Origin of the sequence: Aeromonas rivipollensis (genome assembly GCF_037811135.1) — a bacterium.
In the GTDB taxonomy this organism is placed as follows: domain Bacteria; phylum Pseudomonadota; class Gammaproteobacteria; order Enterobacterales; family Aeromonadaceae; genus Aeromonas; species Aeromonas rivipollensis.
Genome location: NZ_CP149130.1, coordinates 1,896,229 through 1,914,197 on the forward strand (window position 1 = coordinate 1,896,229; position 17,969 = coordinate 1,914,197).

16 protein-coding genes and 1 other RNA gene are annotated in these 17,969 nt (G+C 64.9%); 9 read left to right on the plus strand and 8 right to left on the minus strand.

Annotated elements, in window-relative coordinates; all coding sequences use genetic code 11:
* Positions 1 to 52: 52 nt before the first annotated feature.
* Positions 53 to 928, plus strand: coding sequence for a flagellar protein MotY (locus WIR04_RS08655; protein WP_338891949.1), 876 nt, complete (start codon positions 53 to 55; stop codon positions 926 to 928).
* Between the two features lie 157 nt (positions 929 to 1,085).
* On the opposite strand, the gene suhB is transcribed toward WIR04_RS08655, so the two are convergent.
* On the minus strand, positions 1,086 to 1,889 hold the full coding sequence (gene suhB / locus WIR04_RS08660) for an inositol-1-monophosphatase (RefSeq protein WP_025327286.1): 804 nt from the start codon (positions 1,887 to 1,889) through the stop codon (positions 1,086 to 1,088).
* A gap of 200 nt (positions 1,890 to 2,089) precedes the next feature.
* Between suhB and WIR04_RS08665 the strand changes: the two genes are divergently transcribed.
* From WIR04_RS08665 to emrD, 8 genes are all read left to right on the plus strand, one after another.
* Complete coding sequence (locus tag WIR04_RS08665) at positions 2,090 to 2,545, plus strand: hypothetical protein (RefSeq protein WP_025327285.1); 456 nt, start codon at positions 2,090 to 2,092, stop codon at positions 2,543 to 2,545.
* 177 nt (positions 2,546 to 2,722) lie between these two features.
* A complete protein-coding gene (locus tag WIR04_RS08670) occupies positions 2,723 to 3,331 on the plus strand; it encodes a glutathione S-transferase (protein ID WP_338891952.1) in 609 nt (202 codons plus the stop codon).
* 31 nt (positions 3,332 to 3,362) lie between these two features.
* Complete coding sequence (locus tag WIR04_RS08675; protein WP_025327283.1) at positions 3,363 to 4,025, plus strand: glutathione S-transferase family protein; 663 nt, start codon at positions 3,363 to 3,365, stop codon at positions 4,023 to 4,025.
* Between the two features lie 225 nt (positions 4,026 to 4,250).
* Positions 4,251 to 5,777 (plus strand): ABC transporter substrate-binding protein, encoded by a 1,527-nt coding sequence (locus tag WIR04_RS08680; protein ID WP_338891955.1) that lies wholly within the window; start codon positions 4,251 to 4,253, stop codon positions 5,775 to 5,777.
* Positions 5,774 to 6,736: an ABC transporter permease gene (locus WIR04_RS08685; RefSeq protein WP_338891957.1), complete on the plus strand. Its 963-nt coding sequence runs from the start codon at positions 5,774 to 5,776 to the stop codon at positions 6,734 to 6,736. Before WIR04_RS08680 ends, WIR04_RS08685 begins: the two co-directional genes overlap by 4 nt.
* Before the next feature lie 2 nt (positions 6,737 to 6,738).
* A complete protein-coding gene (locus WIR04_RS08690) occupies positions 6,739 to 7,545 on the plus strand; it encodes an ABC transporter permease (RefSeq protein ID WP_338891959.1) in 807 nt (268 codons plus the stop codon).
* On the plus strand, positions 7,542 to 8,972 hold the full coding sequence (locus WIR04_RS08695; protein WP_338891961.1) for an ABC transporter ATP-binding protein: 1,431 nt from the start codon (positions 7,542 to 7,544) through the stop codon (positions 8,970 to 8,972). Before WIR04_RS08690 ends, WIR04_RS08695 begins: the two co-directional genes overlap by 4 nt.
* 287 nt (positions 8,973 to 9,259) lie before the next feature.
* Positions 9,260 to 10,459, plus strand: coding sequence for a multidrug efflux MFS transporter EmrD (gene emrD / locus WIR04_RS08700; RefSeq protein WP_338891963.1), 1,200 nt, complete (start codon positions 9,260 to 9,262; stop codon positions 10,457 to 10,459).
* 119 nt (positions 10,460 to 10,578) lie between these two features.
* On the opposite strand, the gene WIR04_RS08705 is transcribed toward emrD, so the two are convergent.
* From WIR04_RS08705 to ssrS, 7 genes are all read right to left on the minus strand, one after another.
* The gene (locus tag WIR04_RS08705) at positions 10,579 to 11,724 is read right to left on the minus strand and encodes a Gfo/Idh/MocA family oxidoreductase (RefSeq protein ID WP_338891964.1); all 1,146 of its coding nucleotides are present in this window, start codon (positions 11,722 to 11,724) and stop codon (positions 10,579 to 10,581) included.
* Complete coding sequence (locus WIR04_RS08710) at positions 11,721 to 12,818, minus strand: sugar phosphate isomerase/epimerase (RefSeq protein ID WP_338891966.1); 1,098 nt, start codon at positions 12,816 to 12,818, stop codon at positions 11,721 to 11,723. Before WIR04_RS08710 ends, WIR04_RS08705 begins: the two co-directional genes overlap by 4 nt.
* A gap of 150 nt (positions 12,819 to 12,968) precedes the next feature.
* Complete coding sequence (locus WIR04_RS08715; RefSeq protein ID WP_338891968.1) at positions 12,969 to 13,937, minus strand: substrate-binding domain-containing protein; 969 nt, start codon at positions 13,935 to 13,937, stop codon at positions 12,969 to 12,971.
* A gap of 115 nt (positions 13,938 to 14,052) precedes the next feature.
* On the minus strand, positions 14,053 to 15,045 hold the full coding sequence (locus tag WIR04_RS08720; RefSeq protein WP_338891970.1) for an ABC transporter permease: 993 nt from the start codon (positions 15,043 to 15,045) through the stop codon (positions 14,053 to 14,055).
* Positions 15,026 to 16,513, minus strand: coding sequence for a sugar ABC transporter ATP-binding protein (locus tag WIR04_RS08725; RefSeq protein WP_338891972.1), 1,488 nt, complete (start codon positions 16,511 to 16,513; stop codon positions 15,026 to 15,028). Before WIR04_RS08725 ends, WIR04_RS08720 begins: the two co-directional genes overlap by 20 nt.
* 51 nt (positions 16,514 to 16,564) lie before the next feature.
* On the minus strand, positions 16,565 to 17,581 hold the full coding sequence (locus WIR04_RS08730; RefSeq protein WP_338891974.1) for a LacI family DNA-binding transcriptional regulator: 1,017 nt from the start codon (positions 17,579 to 17,581) through the stop codon (positions 16,565 to 16,567).
* 203 nt (positions 17,582 to 17,784) lie between these two features.
* Positions 17,785 to 17,967, minus strand: a non-coding RNA gene (gene ssrS / locus WIR04_RS08735) — 6S RNA.
* Between the last annotated feature and the right edge of the window lie 2 nt (positions 17,968 to 17,969).

A 17,969-nucleotide genomic window follows, 5' to 3' on the forward strand; every position in this document is an offset into this window, starting at 1 on the left:
CTTGGCTTGCCGCTGCCGATAGTTAATCCGAGATCGTGTGGAGGGCAAGCCGTTGAATGCTTGGTTGTTAGGGTTGATCAGCATATCCGTGAGTATGCAGTTGCAGGCGGGAGTGACCGAGTTCGGTGCCGGTCTGGATCAATCCGTCTGGCGGTTGACCTCGGATACTCAGGTGGAGTGCCGTCTCGAACACCCCATTCCCCGCTGGGGTACGGGGGCCTTCGTCAGCCGGGCCGGTCGCAAGATCAACCTGGACTTCGAGCTGAAGGGGCAGCGGCCTCAGGCCAGGACCCAGACGGTGAGCCTCGGGATCATGCCTCCCAGCTGGCGCCCGGGTGTCTCCGGACGTCAGATAAGCCAGCTGCAGTTCTACCAGCAGTTCGATGGCCTGGTGGCGGGGCAAACCGCCTGGACCATGCTGGACGAGCTGGAGGGGGGCCGCATGCCCACCTTCCAGTACAGAGACTGGTATCGCCAGGACAGGCCGGTGCGGGTGTCGCTCTCCTCGGTCAACTTCAGGGTCAAGTACCAGGCCTTCATGGATTGTCTGAGCGGCCTCTTGCCCTACAGCTTCAACGACATCGCCTTCAGCGTGCTCTCCTATGACAAGAACAGCGATCAGCTGTCGCCTTCCTCCAAGCGGCGGCTGGCAATGATCGGTGAATATGTGAAGGCGGACAAGAGCATAGACGTGGTGGTGATCGACGCCTACAGCGACAGCTACGGCGGGCGCTGGCCCAATCAGAAGCTCTCCGAGAAACGGGCAGATGCCATCAAGCAGGTATTTGTGGATCTTGGCATCGAGGAGGGCAAGATCTCGGTGGAGGGGCACGGCGAGAAACAGCACGTGGCCTCCAACGAGACGGACGCGGGCCGAGCCAAGAACCGGCGGGTAGTGATCAACATGGGGCGTAACGGCACCATCTGAAGTGAAGAACAGTGCGCTCTAACCTGCTCATCTGGCAGGGGGCAGGGGCCAGATCCAGGCTGCAGCGGTCTGTTTTCCCGATAACAGAGATAAAAAAATGCCAGTCGGCTGGGCCGACTGGCATTTTTTTCAAGGGTTCGCGACTTGCTTGGCCAGCTTATTTAGCCAAAGAATCCGGCAGGTTTTCGCGGATCTTGCCGAGCATCTCTTTCAGGACGCGCGGGTTGGCAACCACTATGTTGCCGGAGTTTTCGTAGTTGTGACCACCCACGAAGTCGGTGACGATGGCACCGGCTTCCTTGGCCAGCAGCTCACCGGCGGCAGTTTCCCAGGGCTTCAGGCCGATTTCCCAGAAACCGTCGATGCGGCCGGCGGCCACATAGGCCAGATCCAGCGCGGGGCAGCCGGCGCGGCGGATATCGGCACATTCGATGAACATGCTCTGGAACATCTTCAGGTACGGCTCGATGTGGTGCTTCTGCTTGAACGGGAAACCGGTGGCCAGTACGGTGCCAGCCATCTCTTTTGCCTTGCCGACACGGATACGGTAGCCGTTCAGCTGGGCGCCGTTGCCACGGGTGCTGGTAAACAGCTCGTCACGAATGGGATCGTAAACGACGGCTTGTTCGGTCTTGCCCTTGACGCGCAGGGCGATGGAGACGGCAAAGTGCGGAATGCCTTTGACCAGGTTGGTCGTGCCATCCAGTGGGTCGATGATCCATTGGTAATCCGGATTGGTACCGGCAATCTCACCAGACTCTTCAGCCACGATGCTGTGTTCCGGGTAAGACTTCTTGATGGTATGAATGATGGCCGCTTCGGCTTCACGGTCAACGTTGGTCACGAAGTCGTGGCTGCCTTTTTGGATAGCCTCGATGTTCTCGGGCTGGGAGAAGGCTTTTACTACAACTTGACCGGCGTTGCGCGCAGCGCGCACGGCGATATTCAGCATCGGATGCATAGGTTCACCACTGGATGTTAAAGAACGGGGGATAAAAGGACGCGGTATCTTACCAAGATATTCTGGAATAGCAACCATGGTACCCGCATTCGGTCATGGTGGGTGCTGACAGATCTGACGGCTCCAATAAAGACCTGTTATCGGCTAGTCTTATCGCGACAGCCGGTTAACAGGCTGTGGTGAGCATAGGGACATGAGCCATGAATCTGTCATTAGTCAGTCAAAAACCGTCGGCAGCGACGACATTGGGTGTGCTGGCCGCACTGCGTGCCGCCAGCGAATACGGGGATTACTTCACCGAGGTCAGGGTCGCACAACCGGATAGGTGGCAACCGTCGAAGGAGGAGGCGGCCATCTTGCTGCTGGAAGAAGATGATGCGGCATGGCCGGAGCCGGTCTGGCCCGCTGGCGGTGCTGCCCTGGGCTTGCCCGTGCTGCCTCTGCTGGTTCACCGACAATATGACAGCCCTCCCCAGGGGCCGGATGTCAGGGACCCGCGCTTTTACTTCGTCTCCAATGGCATAGTGCTGGATGAAACTGAACTCGCGGATCCCGCCTGCAGCTTGGTCCTGCAGAGCAAGTTAGAGTCCTATTTCCCGCTTCTCTCCCGCCTCATCCTGCTGCGTCAGCGTCAACCCCTGGTGCTGTGCAGCTGATTGTTCCCCCCCTTCTTTGGGCTGTTCAAGCGGCGCAATATTTGTCATAAGGGGCAGGGAAACATTTTACGCCAGTCGTTGGCATGAATGTTCCAACAGACCGATATTGCGCCGCTTGGCTGTTGTCCCCCGTGGGGATGGGAAGCGGCCCGCGGTGTTCCCGTTACCGGAGGTGAGATGAAGGTCTATGAGTTGAAACGTGCCCCCAACGCCCGCCGGGTCAGGATGTTTCTGGCGGAGAAGGGCATAGAGATGGCCTATCACCAGGTAGATCTGGGGGCAGGGGAGAACCTCGAACCCGCATTTCTGGCCAAGAACCCGGCGGGGCGCATTCCGGTGCTCGAACTCGATGATGGCACCTGTCTCAGCGAGACTGTGGCCATCTGCCGCTACTTTGAGGAGCTCAACCCCGAGCCCAACCTGTTTGGCAACACGGCCCTGGAGCGCGCCACCATAGAGATGTGGAGCCGTATCGTCGAATTCAATCTCTGGCTGCCCACCGGCATGGCGTTTCGCCACATCACCGGCTTTTACCAGGATCGCGAGACCGTCTTTCCCAAATGGGGGGAGGAGTGCAAGCAGCAGGCCCTGGCATGGTTTGCCAGGCTCGATGCCCGTCTTGCCGAGGTGCCCTATGTGGCAGGAGATCGCTTCACCATCGCCGACATATTGGCCCTGTGCACCATCGACTTTGGCAAGGTCGTCGGTCTTCGCATCGCCCCGCAGCAGCATTATTTGCAGGCCTGGCATGAGCGGGTGAGCGCCCGTCCCAGCGCCCAGGCCTGATCATTACGTTTAAACGTCCAAGGAGTCCAAGATGATAGATTTGTACACTGCCGCCACGCCCAATGGGTTCAAGGTGTCGATCGCCCTCGAGGAGCTGGGGTTGCCTTACAAGGTGATCCCGCTGGATTTCTCGACCATGGAGCAGAAGAAGCCCGAGTTTCTGGCCATCAACCCCAATGGCCGTATTCCGGCCATCGTCGATCGGGACAACGGTGACTTCGCCGTGTTCGAATCCGGCGCCATCCTGATCTATCTGGCGGAAAAAACCGGCAAGCTGCTTCCGCAAGATCCCAAGCGCCGCTCCCAGGCCATCCAGTGGCTGATGTTCCAGATGGGCGGTGTCGGCCCCATGATGGGGCAGGCCAACGTCTTCTACCGCTACTTCCCCGAGAAGATCCCGGCGGCCATAGAGCGCTACCAGAAGGAGGGGCGCCGTCTGTTCGAGGTGCTGGACGGTCACCTGGCGCACCATGAGTACCTGGCCGACGAGTACAGCATCGCCGACATCGCCACCTGGCCCTGGGTGCGGATCTATGACTGGAGCGGCATCTCCATCGAGGGTCTGCCGCACCTGCAGGCCTGGATGGCGCGCATGGAGGCCAAACCCGCCTGCCAGAAGGGCATCACCATTCCGCCGCGCAACGAAAGTCCCGATGATCTGGTCAAGCGGGCGCAGCAGATGGTGACCCGCTAGCATGCTGACGATGGCCCCATGACGGGCCATCTCTTTTTATGATTGCCGCCCCATAGCTTCCCCTTCACGTCTGCTGAGTGCTCACCGGCTCACCGGCTCACCGGCTCACCCCTTTCCCGCTGTAATTAAGCCATTTATCAAAAATGGAAGGTCATTCATCTCGATTGATTGTTATGTTATAACGAACCATGTCGGTTGCTAATCATTATCGTTTGGATGGAATGGATGACAAAAATACACGCCTGTTCGGGGTGGTGCGCACTGGCACTGCTGGTGGGAATGAACGCCGCTCACGGCAAGCCGCTGGTCATGGTGGGGCCCTGGGAGATCCACAGTGTCGATCCCGCCAGCAACGGGGTCTTCTTTACCCGCATGCAGGTGGCGGAGACCCTGGTCGAGGTCGACGGCCAGGGCAATCTGCAACCCGGGCTAGCCAGCCAGTGGTCAAGCTCCGGGGATGGTTTGCAATGGCGATTTATCTTGCGCCCCGGGGCCCGTTTTCACGATGGCAGCGAGGTGAGCGCCGAGCAGGTCGCCTTTGCCCTGCAGCAGGCCTGGCGCAAGCCCGGCGTCATGACCAGCGCCCCCATATCGTCCATTGAGGCCCGCGAGGGGGCTTTGCTGGTCACCCTCACCGAGCCCTTCGCCCCCCTGGCCGCCGTGCTGGCTCACCCCAGTACCCAGATCCTGGCGAAGGGGGCCTATGATGCCAGGGGGGAGGTGACCCAGGTCATCGGCTCAGGCCCCTATCGCATCACCCGGTTGCAGCAACCTCAGCGGATCGAGACAGAGCGCTTCGATGGCTGGCAGGGGGCTAAGCCTGCCATCTCGCAGCTGAGCTATCTGACGGTGGGCCGCGCCGAGAGCCGTACCCTGATGGCCGAGAGCGGTCAGGCCGACATCGCCTGGGGGCTGGATCCGGTCAGCATCCGCCGCTTGCAGCAGGCACCCAGGGTCTCCATCGCCTCCGTCACCCTGCCACGCACCATTCAGCTCAAGCTCAATGGGGCTGATCCTCTTCTGAATGATCCAGCTGTGCGCCGCGCCCTCAGTCTCGCCATCGATCGCCGTGGCATGGCGGCGGCCCTGCTGCGGGATCCCGAGATGGCGGCGACCCAGCTCTTCCCTCCTACCCTGGGGAAGTGGCATCAACCCGGACTGACCCCGCTCGCCTATGACGTCAAGGCGGCCCGGGCTGCGTTCGCTACGGCAGGCTGGCTGCCGGGGGCGGACGGCGTGCTGCGCAAGGGGGATGAGCGCTTCGCCCTGACCCTGCGCACCTTCCCGGATCGCCCGGAATTGCCCCTGCTGGCTACGGCACTGCAGGCGCAGTGGAAGGCGGTGGGGGTGGATCTCAGGGTGGCGGTGGGCAACTCGAGCGAGATCCCGGCCGGCCATCAGGATGGCTCGCTCCAGCTCGGCCTCTATGCCCGCAACTTTGCGCTGGTCCCGGATCCCCTGGTCACCCTGCTGGGGGACCTGGCGCCCGCCGGTGCCGACTGGGGGGTGATGAACTGGCAATCCCAAGCCATGGAGCAAAAATTGGCCCGCCTTGGCAAGGAGACCCTGCCCGCCGGGGAGGCCGCGGCACTGCGCCGTGACATCGCCACCACCCTGCAGCAGGAGTTGCCGCTCCTGCCCATCGCCTGGTACCGCCAGAGCGCGGCAGTCAGCCGTGAGCTGAAGGGTTTTGAGCTGGATCCCCAGGAGCGCAGCTACCGTCTGGATAAACTGACGTGGAGCGTACAATGACAGCGGCGCCTTTCTCTGCGGTCATCGGGATCCTGGGTCAGCGGCTGGTGCAGGCGCTGATGGTGGCCCTGCTGGTGGCCGGGCTCTGCTTTCTGATGGTGCAATCCCTGCCCGGGGACATCGCCTTTCGCATTGCCGCGGGCCGCTACGGTTATGACTATGTCACCGCCGAGGCGGCCAATGCGGTGCGCAGCGAGCTGGGGCTGACCGGCTCGGCGCTCTCCCGCTTCGGTGATTGGATGGGGGCCCTGCTGCAGGGGGATCTCGGCAGCTCCCTGGTGACGGGTGCGCCTGTGGCAAGCGAGGTGGGCCACCACCTGGGGGCCACCCTGTCCCTGGCGGTGGCTGCCGTGGCCCTGGCCCTGGTGGTGGCGCTACCGCTCGGCAGCCTGAGCGCCCTGCGCCCCGGGGGATGGTGCGATCGCCTGACCCTGGGCTGGAGCGTGCTGATGCGCGCGCTGCCTCCTTTCCTGCTCGGCCTGGTGCTCATGGTGCTGCTCTCGGTGGAGCTGGGCTGGGTCAGCGCCGCCGGTCACGGGGAGTGGAGCAACCTGCTGTTGCCCGCCCTCACCCTGGGGCTGGGGCTCTCGGGGGTACTCTCCCGGGTGGTGCGCGAGAGCGTGTTCACCGTGGTGCAGTCCGGCTATTACCGCTTCGCCCTGACCAAGGGGCTCTCGCCCGCCCGGGTCTTAAGGCGTCACGGCCTGCGCAACACCGGGGTCAGCGTCATCGCCTACACAGGGGTGCAACTGGTGCTGCTTATCGAAGGGGTAGTGGTGGTGGAGAGCCTGTTCGCCTGGCCCGGCATCGGCCATGCCCTGGTGCATGCCATCTTCTGGCGCGACATCCCCATGGTGCAGGGCACAGTGCTGGTGCTGGCGGCGCTCTTCGTGCTGCTCAATACCCTGACGGATCTGCTCTGTCTCGCCATCGATCCCCGCGGTCCCAAGGAGTCCTGATCATGTCTTTCTCTGTCAAGGCGGGAGCAAGCCTGCTCCTGCTGGTGGTGCTGTTTGCCCTGCTGGGCCCAATGCTCTGGCCTGACCCCGCCGCCCAGGATCTGGTGCAGTTCCTGGCCGACCCCTCCTGGCAGGAGCCGCTCGGGCGGGATCAGATGGGCCGCAGCCTGATGGCGCGGCTCGCGGCGGCGACCCGGCTCTCCCTGTTGCTGGGGATGCTGTGCGTCCTGACGGCGGCCCTGCTGGGGTCGCTGTTGGGCTGGCTCTCAGCCTGGCGCGGTGGCTGGGTCGACGGCCTGCTGCGCAGCCTGGCCGACGGCGTGCTGGCCCTGCCGAGCCTGCTGCTGGTGCTGCTCTTCTCCGCCATGGCCCAGGGGGGCTTCGCCATCCTCTATCTCGGGCTGGCCATGGCCCAGTGGGTGGAGTACTACCGGGTGGTGCGGGCCCGCAGCCGGGCGCTGCTCGCCTCGCCCCAGGTGGAGGCGTCCCGGCTGCTGGGCTTTGGCAACGCCCACATCCTGCGGCGCCATCTCTGGCCCGAGCTGGCCCCCCAGCTGCTGACCATGATGGCCTTTGGCCTCGCCGGGGCCATCCTGACCCTCTCGACCCTGGGTTTCGTCGGGGTGGGCATCCAGCCGCCCACCCCCGAGCTCGGCCTGATGATGACGGAGGCGCTGCCCCACTATCAGGAGGCGCCCCGCCTGCTGCTGGCTCCCATCTTGGTGATGGGAATGATGCTGCTGGCCCTGGTGCTGCTCAATCAGAAGGGCACTCTTCATCCTAGATCCCCACAAGGAGTCACCCCATGACGGCCATTCATATCAAGGGCCTGCAGGTGGATGACGGCCGGCAGACCCTGTTGCAGGCACTGGATCTCACCTTGCTCCCCGGCTCCGCCTTGACCCTGATAGGGGAGAGCGGATCGGGCAAATCCCTGCTGGCCCATGCCCTGATGGGGACCCTGCCTGCCCCCCTGCGTGGCCGGGGTGAGTTGGTGATTGGCATCCGGCATCACAGCCTGGCGGACCCCCAGGCCCTGCGCACCCTCTGGGGGCGGGAGCTGGCCATGCTGCCCCAGGAGCCGGTGCTGGCGCTGGACCCCACCATGGGGTTGCTGTCCCAGGTGGAGGAGGGCTGGCTGGCGGGGGGCAAGGAGGCGCGCTCGCGGGCGCGGGACGCCCTCGAGCGGCTGGGGCTCACCGGGCGGGAGCGTCACTTCCCGCACCAGCTCTCCGGGGGCATGGCCCAGCGCGCCGCCTTTGCTGCCGCCACCCTGGGACAGGCCCGTTTGCTCATCGCCGACGAACCCACCAAGGGGCTCGACAGCCGGGCCAGCGCCAGGCTGCAAACATTGCTGCAGGGCTATCTGACCGAGGGGCGCCACCTGCTGACCATCACCCATGATCTCTCCCTGGCCCGGGCGCTGGGGGGCTGGGTGCTGGTGGTCAAGGGGGGCGAGATAGTGGAGCAGGGGCCCGCCGAGCAGGTGCTGCACACCCCTTCCCATGCCTACAGCCGCGCCCTGCTGGCGGCAGAGCCGTCTGCCTGGCCCGAGGCCGTGCATCCCCCGACCGGCGACTGGCTGCTCAGGGGGGAGGGGCTCGCCATGGGCTACGGGGAGCAGACCCTGTTCGAGGGGCTGGATCTGCCACTGGCCAGAGGGGAGCGGCTCGCCATCATGGCGCCGAGCGGTGCGGGCAAGAGCACCCTCGGCAATGTGCTGCTGGGGTTGCAGCGCCCGCTGCGGGGGCGGGTGCTGCGCCAGGGGGGCATAGCACCGCACCGCTGGCAGAAGCTCTATCAGGATCCGGTGCAGGCCTTCGCCAGCCGGGTGCGCCTCGCCACCCAGTTTGACGATCTGCTGCGCCTGCACAGGCTGCCCCGCCAGCCCCTCACCGACTATCTGGCGAGGCTAGGCCTCGATGAGCGGCTGCTGACCCGGCTGCCGAGCCAGGTGTCGGGGGGAGAGCTGCAACGGCTGTCGCTGATCCGGGCCCTGCTGCTGCGCCCCGTGCTGCTGTTTGCCGATGAGCCCAGCTCCCGGCTCGATCCCCTGAGCCAGCAGAAGACCATCGCCTGCCTGCTAGAGGCGTTGGGGGAGATAGGCTGCGCCCTGCTGCTGGTGACCCATGACGAGGCGCTGGCAGGCAAGGTCGCCGGGCGCTGCCTGCGACTGGGGGCGGCAGGCACAACTGAGCAGGGGCTGGCGCCCACCGAGTTGAGACGGGTGGGCTAAGGGGAGCGAGGCGCCGAAGCATAGGCGCCCGCTCCCTTTCGATGTCGCTTCGACGGGGCAGCAGGCCCCGTCACATTAGAAAAACTTGGGAAAGCAGATTATAAAGATTCGTTCGTTTTTTGTGACATGAATCACTAAGATCACCGCAAGCCAAAGAGCGTCCTGCTCCTGGCGGGTGCGGGTCCTCCGCCTTGCGTTTCACCTTTGATCGACCCTGTTTATTGGATCCCCTCTGCGGTTCTCTGCCAGAGGCGGGCAGCTTTTCGATGATTTTTCGGGACTGAGATATGTATCGGCACAGTTTTTATCCGCTGTTTTTCCTGACCATTCTGATGGTCGCCGTGGGCCAGATGACCCAGACCCTCTATGTGCCCTCCATTCCCATGATGGCGGGGGACTTTCATGTGGCCTCCGGTCAGTTGCAGGCGGTGATGGCCTGCTACCTGATCCCGTACGGCCTCTCCCAGTTTGTCTACGGTCCGCTGTCGGATCGCATCGGCCGTCGCCCGGTGCTGCTCATCGGCATGATGGTGTTTCTGGTGGGCACCCTGACCATTCAGCTGATCCCGCACTTTGCCGCCCTGCTGGCCGGCAGCTTCATCCAGGGGTTGGGCACGGGGGCCGGTGGTGCCATGAGCCGGACCGTGATGCGGGATCGATACAGCGGCGCCGAGCTCAACCGCGCCAACAGCCTGGTGAGCATGGGGGTGATCTTCTCCCCCCTGCTGGCACCCGTGCTGGGGGGCTGGCTGACCGAGCTGTTCAACTGGCGCGCCGGCTACTGGTTCCTGTTCGGCTTTGGCGCCCTGACCACTTTGGCCCTGCTGGCCTGGTTTGGTGAGACCCTGCCGGCGAGCGCCCGTCAGCAACCACTGCGGGTCGGCGCAGCCTATCGCCACGTGCTCGGCAACCCGCGCTTTCAGGGCAACCTGCTCTGCCTGATGGCGACCTTCGCGGGACTCGCGGTATTCGAAGCGGCGGCCGGGGTGCTGCTCGGCGACGTGCTCAAACTGAGTGCCCGCACAGTGAGCGTGCTGTTTGTGCTGCCGCTGCCCGGCTACCTGTTCGGCGCCTGGCTCTCGGCCCGTCTGAGCTTTCGCCTGAGCCAAGGCAAGCTGATGCGCCTTGGCATTGCCTTCCTGGGGCTGGGGGCCCTCATCATACTGGTGCCTGGCCTGTTCGGGGTGGTGAGTGCAGCCTCTCTGGTGGGCGGTGCGGCTGTTTACTTCATCGGCAGCGGCATCCTCTACCCGACCGCCACCTCCTGCGCCATCGAGCCCTTCCCGGGTCAGGCGGGCACCGCCGGGGCCATCCTGGGGGGCATGCAGAACCTGGGGGCTGGAGTGGTCACCCTGCTGGCCGCCAGCTTCCCGATGGAAGGGCAGCTGACGCTGGGGGCCATCATGGTGGTGATGGTGCTGATCGTGGCCCTGAGCTTCCTCTGGCTGCGCCACCATGGCTCCCCCCACGAGCAGATGGCCGTCTGAGTGCATCCAAGTCAGGTGAAGATCCCGCCCTCGTCGGCGGGCTTTTTATTGCCTTGTGCCTGAAGGGAGAGGGTCGCCCGCCGGTTTTGCGGCGGGCTCCACCTTCCGCCATGGCGGGGTCAGGAGAGCGGCAGCCAGCGCCCGTCGGCGGCGTGGCTGGCCATGCTGGCCTCGATGAAGCGCATGCCCGCCACCCCGTCTTCCACAGTGGTGAGCGCCAGACTCTCGGGGGGCGGCGCCTCCCCGGCCGCCAGGGCGTGGATCTGCAAGGCCGCGTCGGTGTAGAGCTGGGCGAAGGCCTCCAGATAGCCCTCGGGATGACCGGCTGGTACCCGGCTGGCATGGGTCGCCGCCGGGCTTGCCACCCGGCCCCTGGTCAGCCGCTGGCTGGCGCCGCCAATGGGGGTCAGCCAGAGCTCATTGGGTGCCTCCTGGCGGAAGATCAGGCTGGCCTTGTCGCCATAGAGGCGGATCTGCAGCCGGTTCTCCTCGCCGCTGGCGACCTGGCTGGCGTTGAGCGATCCGCGCATCCCCTGGGGGTAGCGCAACCAGACCTGCAGATGATCGTCCAGCTGCCGCCCCGGCACGAAGCTGTGCAGTTCGGCAGCGAGCTCATTTGGCAACTGCCCGGTGATGAAGGCCGCCAGCTGATAGGCGTGGGTGCCGATGTCGCCGAGGCAACCCGCCCGCCCTGCGCGTGCCGGGTCGGCCCGCCAGTCCGCCTGCTTGTTCTGACCGGGGGGGATGGGGTTGGCGAGCCAGTCCTGCAGGTATTCCACCTGCACGTAGCGCAGCTTGCCCAGCTCGCCGGCGGCGACCAGCTCGCGGGCGTGGCGCACCATGGGGTAGCCCGAATAGGTGTGGGTCAGGGCAAACAGCCGCCGCTGCTGGCGGGCGAGGCGGGCGAGTTCCTCCCCCTCGGCCAGGGTCAGTGCCAGCGGCTTGTCGCAGATCACGTGGATGCCAGCTTCGAGAAAGGCGCGCGCCACCGGGGCGTGCAGGTGGTTGGGGGTGGTGATGGCCACCACCTCTATGCCGTCGGATCTGGCCGCCTCGGCCTGGGCCATCCTGGCGTAATCCTCGTAGGCGCGGGCCGGATCCAGCCCGAGGGCGAGGGCGCTTGAGCGGGCATTGGCGGGGTCGGCGGAGAGGGCGGCGGCGAGCAGCTCATAGTGATCGTCCATGCGGGCCGCCAGTCGATGCACGGCGCCAATGAAGGCCCCCTGGCCGCCGCCGACCATGCCCAGACGCAGTCGTCTCTTCATTTTTTTTCTCCCATCTTGCCGCCCACACTGCCGCTCCCGCTATCGCCAAGGCCTAGCAGGCTTCTGACCGCCCCCCGCGCCAGGCCGCTGCCCGCGAAGTCATCGAAAGGGTGCTCGGCGACCCGGATGATATGGCGGCGGATGAAGTCGGCCCCCTCGGCGGCGCCATCCTCCGGGTGCTTGAGGGCGCACTCCCACTCCAGCACGGCCCAGCCGGGGTAGTCGTATTGGGCGAGCTTGCTGAAGATGGCGCCAAAGTCTATCTGCCCATCCCCCAGGGAGCGAAAGCGCCCCGCCCGCCCGAGCCAGGGGGCATAACCCCCATAGACCCCCTGGCGCCCCGAGGGCCTGAACTCGGCGTCCTTCACGTGAAAGGCGCGTACCCGCTCGTGATAGAGGTCGAGGAAGGCGAGGTAATCGAGTTGCTGCAACAGCATGTGGCTGGGGTCGTAGAGCACGTTGACGCGAGGATGATCGCCGGTCGCCTCGAGGAAGCGCTCCAGCGTGGCACCATCGAACAGGTCCTCCCCCGGGTGCAGCTCGTAGCAAACGTCCACCCCGGCCTCGTCAAAGGCATTGAGCAGGGGGAGCCAGCGCCGGGCGAGCTCGCTGAAGGCCTCCTCGACGAGGCCAGCGGGGCGCTGGGGCCAGGGGTAGAGATAGGGCCAGGCGAGGGCGCCGGAGAAGGTGACGTGGGCGCTGAGGCCAAGCCTTCGGGAGACAATGGCGGCCGCCTTGAGCTGATCGGCGGCCCACTGGGTGCGGGCGGCGGGTTTGCCGCGCACCGCCGCCGGGGCGAAGCCATCGAACAGGCAGTCATAGGCGGGATGGACCGCCAGCAGCTGGCCTTGCAGGTGGGTGGAGAGCTCTGTGATGACCAGCCCCCGCTCGGCCAGCAGGCCGCTTATCTCGTCGCAATAGTCCTGGCTGGCCGCCGCCCGGGTCAGATCGAACAGGCGCGGGTCCGTCGGCAGTTGCAGGCCGCGAAAGCCGAGGCCGGCGGCCCAGTCCGCCAGGCCGGTGAGGGTATCGAATGGCGGCTTGTCCCCCATGAACTGGGCGAGGAAGATGGCCGGTCCCTTGATGGTCTTCATGGGCACTCCTGAATAAAGGCAGTTAACCCCCTCCTGGCCTCCCCCTTCACAAGGGGGAGGAGTAAAAACTCCCTCCCCTGCGAAGGGGAGGGTTGGGGTGGGGTCTGGGCTCCCGTGAAGGGGAGGCCGGGGTTTTCACATATGACAGCCTTAGAACGGGGAGTCGGGGAAGTAGAACTCCTTGGCCGTCTGCGGGGTGATCAGCACCGAGGGGATGATGGTGTTGGCCGGCAGCCGTTCACCCTTGAGGCGAGCCTCTGCGGTCAGCATGATGGCGTCATACATGAACTTGGGGGAGTAGGAGACGTTGGCCTGGATGCGGGGATCGCTGCCGTCCATCAGGGTCTTGATCGCCCCCTTGGCCCCGGCGCCGCCAAACACCAGCTTGATGTCGGAGCGCTTGGCCTGATCGATGGCCTTGAGCACCCCCACCGCCATGTCATCATCGGCGGCCCAGACGGCGTCGATGTGCTTGAAGCGGGTCAGGAAGTCCTGCATCACCTTGAAGGCGTCATCCCGGTTCCAGTTGCCATATTTGGCGTCGAGGATCTTGATGCCGCCGTGCTGCTTCATCACGCCGGTGAAGGCCTCGAAGCGCTCGTTGTCCAGGGTGGTGGGAATGCCGCGCAGGGCGACTATGTCTCCCTTGCCGTTGAGGGTCTTGGCGATGAACTCCGCCGGCAGCTTGCCGAAGGCGGTGTTATCCCCGGCCACGTAGGCATCCTGGGCGCTGGTGTCGGTCAGCCCCCGGTCCACCACTGTGACATAGACTCCTTTCTGCTTGACCTGGGCCACCGGCTTGGTCAGGGAGGCTGACTCGAACGGGAAGATGACCAGGGTATCCATTTTGTTGACCGTCAGCAGATCCTGCAGCTGGTTGGCCTGTTCAGGGGCATTGGCGGCGGTCTTGACGATCACCTTGAGATCGGGATGGGCCTTCTCCAGATCCTCCTTGGCCTTGTTGGCCCACCAGACGATGCCGGCGGTGAAGCTGTGGGTCGCGGTGGGGATGGAGACCCCCAGGGTCATCTTCTCGGCTGCCGAGGCGCTGCCGGCAGCGATCATCAGGGCGCAGGCGCCCAGGGTGTGCAGCGTTAAGTTGTGTAGCATCTTGTTCATCTTGATAGCCTCTTGACTGTTGGGCTTGTGCCCGTTCCTTGTCGCAGGCGAGGGGAGACCCCGCCACTGGTGTCATTGCCGTTTCTTCGCTTTCATCTTCCTGTCCACAACAGCCTCAACGCCTGTGTTGCATGAAGGCAACCAGGATGATCACTATGCCCTGCACGGCGGCATTGAGGTAAACACTGATGATGCTGGTCAGATTGAGGATATTGCTGATGACCGACAGCAGTATGGCGCCCACCAGGGTGCCGAAGATGCGCCCTTCTCCCCCCTTGAGGGAGGTGCCCCCCACCACCACGGCGGCGATGGCCTCCAGCTCCCACAAGAGCCCTGTGGTGGGGGTGGCTGAGCCCAGACGCGGCACATAGAGCAGGGTGGCGATGCCGACGCAGAGCCCGAGCAGCGCATAGGTGAGCAGCTTGACCCGATCGACCCGGATGGCGGCATAGCGCGCCACCTGCTCGTTGGAACCGATGGCCTGCACATGGCGGCCGAAGGCGGTGCGGTTGAGCAGCAGCCCCCCCGCCAGTGCCACCAGCAGCAGGACCCAGACCGGGATGGGCACCCCCAGCAGGCTGCCGTAATAGACGGGGCTGTAGCTATCGCCGAGGGCATCGTCCAGGGTCAGGGCGCCGCCGTCGGCCAGATAGGTCAGGACGGCCCGAAAGATGCCGAGGGTGCCCAGGGTGACGATGAAGGGCTCAATCTTGCCGCTGGTGATGAGCAGGCCGTGACCGGCGCCAAACAGCAGGCCGAGCAGCAGGGCCAGCCCTATGCCGAGCACAACCACCAGCAGGGGGGCATCCGCCAGCACCCCGGCGCCGAGCCGGTTCATGATGAGGATCATGGCCCCGGCGATCAGGGCGGCCATGGCACCGACCGAGAGATCGATGCCGCCGGACATGATAACGAAGGTCATGCCCACCGCTATGATGCCGATGAAGGCGGTGCGGGTCAGCACGTTGAGCAGGTTGTCCAGGGTGGCGAAGTCGGGGTTGAGCAGGGCGCCGAGCAGGCACAGCAGGATCAGCCCCAGCAGCGGGCCCGTCGCCGATAGCAGGGAGAGCAACCGCTCTTTGCGGGTGTCAGTGGGTACCGGTTGCATAGGCGATCAACTCCTCTTCGGTCAGATGGTGGGCGGGCAGCACCGCCTGGAGGCGGCCGGCCCGCAGCACGGCGACTCTGTGGCACAGGCCGATCAGCTCGATCAGCTCGCTCGAGATGACGATGACGGCGCGCCCCTCGGCGGCCAGTCGCTGGATCAGGAAATAGATGTCACGTTTGGCGCCCACATCCACCCCCCGGGTGGGCTCGTCGAGGACGATGACCCTGGGGTCCGGGTGCAGGAACTTGGCGAGGGCCAGTTTTTGCTGATTGCCCCCCGACATCATGCGGGCCCGGGCCGAGTGGGAGCCGGCCTTGATGCCGAAATCATTGATGGCCCGGGTGAGGGCCGCCTGCTCGGCCCCCTTGTCCAGCCAGGGGTGGGCATAGCGCGCCAGCGTCATCAGGGTGAGGTTCTCGGCCAGCCCAAGGTCGATGTGCAGCCCCTTGCCCTTGCGATCCTCCGGCAGATAGGTGAGCCCCTGGCGCATGGCGGCGAGCGGACTGTCGATGCGCACGGCCTTGCCCGCCAGCTGGATCCTGCCCGCTTTGCGCTCGCGCAAGCCGAGGATGGCCTCGAAGGCCTCGGTGCGACCGGCCCCCACCAGCCCCGCGAAGCCATAGATCTCGCCGCTGCGCACCTCGAAATCGAGGTCAGTCACCCAGCCGGGGACGCAGAGCCCGCTCACCGCGAGGGCGATCTCGGTGTCCTCCGGCGGCGGCAGCCTGGGGGGGAACATGTCCGACATCTCGCGTCCTACCATGAGGTTGGCCATCTGCTGGCGGGTTAAGGACGCCGTCTCCCCCCGGCTGACGAAGCGGCCATCGCGCATGACCACCACCTCGTCGGTGATCTGTTTGACCTCGTCCAGCTTGTGGGAGATGTAGATGATGGTGGTGCCCTGTGCCTTGAGCCTGGCGATGAGGGCGAACAGCCGCGCCGTCTCCCCCGGGGTCAGGGTGGCGGTCGGTTCATCCATGATCAGCAGGCGGGCCTGGCGTGACAGCGCCTTGGCGATCTCCACCAGCTGCTTCTCCGCGACGATAAGCTGCCGTACCTTGGTGGAAGGGGGGCGTTGCAGCCCGACCAGCTCCAGATAGTGCTGCGCCCGGGTCGCCATGGTGCGCTCGTCCAGCAGGCCGCCCCTGGTCAGCTCATGGCCGAGGAAGAGGTTCTGGGTCAGGGTCAGGTGCTCGGCCAGGTTGAGCTCTTGATGAATGAGCACTATGCCCGCCTGTTCCGCCTCCCGGGAGGAGTGCCAGCTGCGCTCCTCGCCATCGATGCGGACCACACCGGCGCTGATGGGCTCGTAACCGGCGAGGATCTTCATCAGGGTGGATTTGCCCGCGCCATTCTCCCCCAGCAGGCCGTAGACCCGCCCCGGTGCCAGGCTGAAGTCGACCCCGTGCAGCACCCGGATGGGGCCGAAGTCCTTGCAGACGCCGCTAAATTCGACACTGAGGCTCATCAGCTTCTCCTTTGATGCTTATCTCGCGCTGTATGCTGATGGGGGCTTGCATCAGGCGCTGGCTCTGCTGACGAGCCGATGGGGGAGCAGGCGCCCGATCAGCGGAGTGTCGGGGGCGTTCAGGCGCAGCAGCAGCAGTTGGGCGGCCTCGGCACCGAGCTCCTCCATGGGCTGCGCCATGGTGGTGAGCGGTGGATTGAGCTGGGCGGCCATGGGTATGTCATCGAAGCCCATGATGGCGATGTCGTCCGGGATGCGCAGCCCCGCCTCCTGCAAGCGGTGCATCAGGCCTATGGCCAGCGCATCGGCGACGGCGAAGATGGCGGTCGGGCGTTGCGGGCAGTCGAGCAGTTGTTGCGCCGCCTCGGCCCCGGCCAGGAAGCTGAGGCTGGTGACCCTGATATTCCACTCATCCGCCAGCGCGAGGCCGGCTTCTGCCAGGGCCTGGCGGACCCCGGCCTCCCGCTGGCGGGCATAGAGATAGGCGGGATCCGCGCCTATGAGCGCGATGCGGCTGTGGCCCCGGCTCAGTAGATAGCGGATCGCCTCCGCCGCCGCCCCCTGGTTATCTATGCCCACGTAGGGAACCGGCATGGCGGGGTCAAACTCGCAGCAGGCGACCCAGGGCAGCGCGTTGATCTCCTGGCTCAGTCCCTGCTGGATGGAGTCGGGATCCAGACAGATGGCGCCGTCGGCCCTGTGGGTGCGCAGCAGCTCGAAGGCCGAACGTTCCCGGCCCGGATCGGCGCCGGTGTCGCACAGCAGCACGAAGTAGCCGTGCTGGCGAACCACTCGGTCTATGCCGCGCACTATCTCGATGTAGAAGGGGTTGCCGAGGTCGGGCACCATGATGAGCAGCAGCCAGCTTCTGGCGGTGCGCAGGCTGTTGGCCAGCTGATTGACGCGATAGCCGAGCTCCTCGACGGCGCGATTGACCTTGGCCTGGGTCTTGCCGGTGACGCCCTCCTGATGGTTCAGCACCCTGGAGACGGTGGCGACTGACACCCCGGCCCGCGCCGCGACGGCGGCCATGGAGACGGGATTGACGGGGGCGGGGGAGCGGCGCATTCCAGGTTCCTGTGGTTAAAATGTAATCGATTACATTTTTAGGTGACACAGGGACAGTTCGCAAGCTGGAGATAACAAAAAAATAACAATCGGCTATCGCATTGATATTATGTGCATTTTTAATGGCGATTTTGCTGTGGTGGGGGCAGGGCAGGGACTGGGAATAAAAAAAGCCCGTCATATCAATGACGGGCTTTTGCACTAGGTACCCCGGAGATGCCGTTGCCGGTTTGGGCCCTTGAACCGTGAGTTCAAGGCGGAGTTCTAAACTGGCCGCAGGCTTCTCGGTCGGGCCGAGCATGCGCAATAGTCAGAAGATAGAACTCCTGTTGGGTATGATTATCGGCTCGGGGACTTGAACCGGCTGACGCACACCCCAGGGAATTTT

Coding starts and splice junctions, on each gene's coding strand:
- suhB (WP_025327286.1), bottom strand. CDS start 1,889: ATGCATCCGATGCTGAATATCGCCGTGCGCGCTGCGCGCAACGCCGGT.
- WIR04_RS08680 (WP_338891955.1), top strand. CDS start 4,251: ATGACAAAAATACACGCCTGTTCGGGGTGGTGCGCACTGGCACTGCTG.
- WIR04_RS08730 (WP_338891974.1), bottom strand. CDS start 17,581: ATGCGCCGCTCCCCCGCCCCCGTCAATCCCGTCTCCATGGCCGCCGTC.
- WIR04_RS08705 (WP_338891964.1), bottom strand. CDS start 11,724: ATGAAGAGACGACTGCGTCTGGGCATGGTCGGCGGCGGCCAGGGGGCC.
- WIR04_RS08670 (WP_338891952.1), top strand. CDS start 2,723: ATGAAGGTCTATGAGTTGAAACGTGCCCCCAACGCCCGCCGGGTCAGG.
- WIR04_RS08695 (WP_338891961.1), top strand. CDS start 7,542: ATGACGGCCATTCATATCAAGGGCCTGCAGGTGGATGACGGCCGGCAG.
- WIR04_RS08715 (WP_338891968.1), bottom strand. CDS start 13,937: ATGAACAAGATGCTACACAACTTAACGCTGCACACCCTGGGCGCCTGC.
- WIR04_RS08710 (WP_338891966.1), bottom strand. CDS start 12,818: ATGAAGACCATCAAGGGACCGGCCATCTTCCTCGCCCAGTTCATGGGG.
- WIR04_RS08690 (WP_338891959.1), top strand. CDS start 6,739: ATGTCTTTCTCTGTCAAGGCGGGAGCAAGCCTGCTCCTGCTGGTGGTG.
- WIR04_RS08725 (WP_338891972.1), bottom strand. CDS start 16,513: ATGAGCCTCAGTGTCGAATTTAGCGGCGTCTGCAAGGACTTCGGCCCC.
- WIR04_RS08720 (WP_338891970.1), bottom strand. CDS start 15,045: ATGCAACCGGTACCCACTGACACCCGCAAAGAGCGGTTGCTCTCCCTG.
- WIR04_RS08675 (WP_025327283.1), top strand. CDS start 3,363: ATGATAGATTTGTACACTGCCGCCACGCCCAATGGGTTCAAGGTGTCG.
- emrD (WP_338891963.1), top strand. CDS start 9,260: ATGTATCGGCACAGTTTTTATCCGCTGTTTTTCCTGACCATTCTGATG.
- WIR04_RS08665 (WP_025327285.1), top strand. CDS start 2,090: ATGAATCTGTCATTAGTCAGTCAAAAACCGTCGGCAGCGACGACATTG.
- WIR04_RS08685 (WP_338891957.1), top strand. CDS start 5,774: ATGACAGCGGCGCCTTTCTCTGCGGTCATCGGGATCCTGGGTCAGCGG.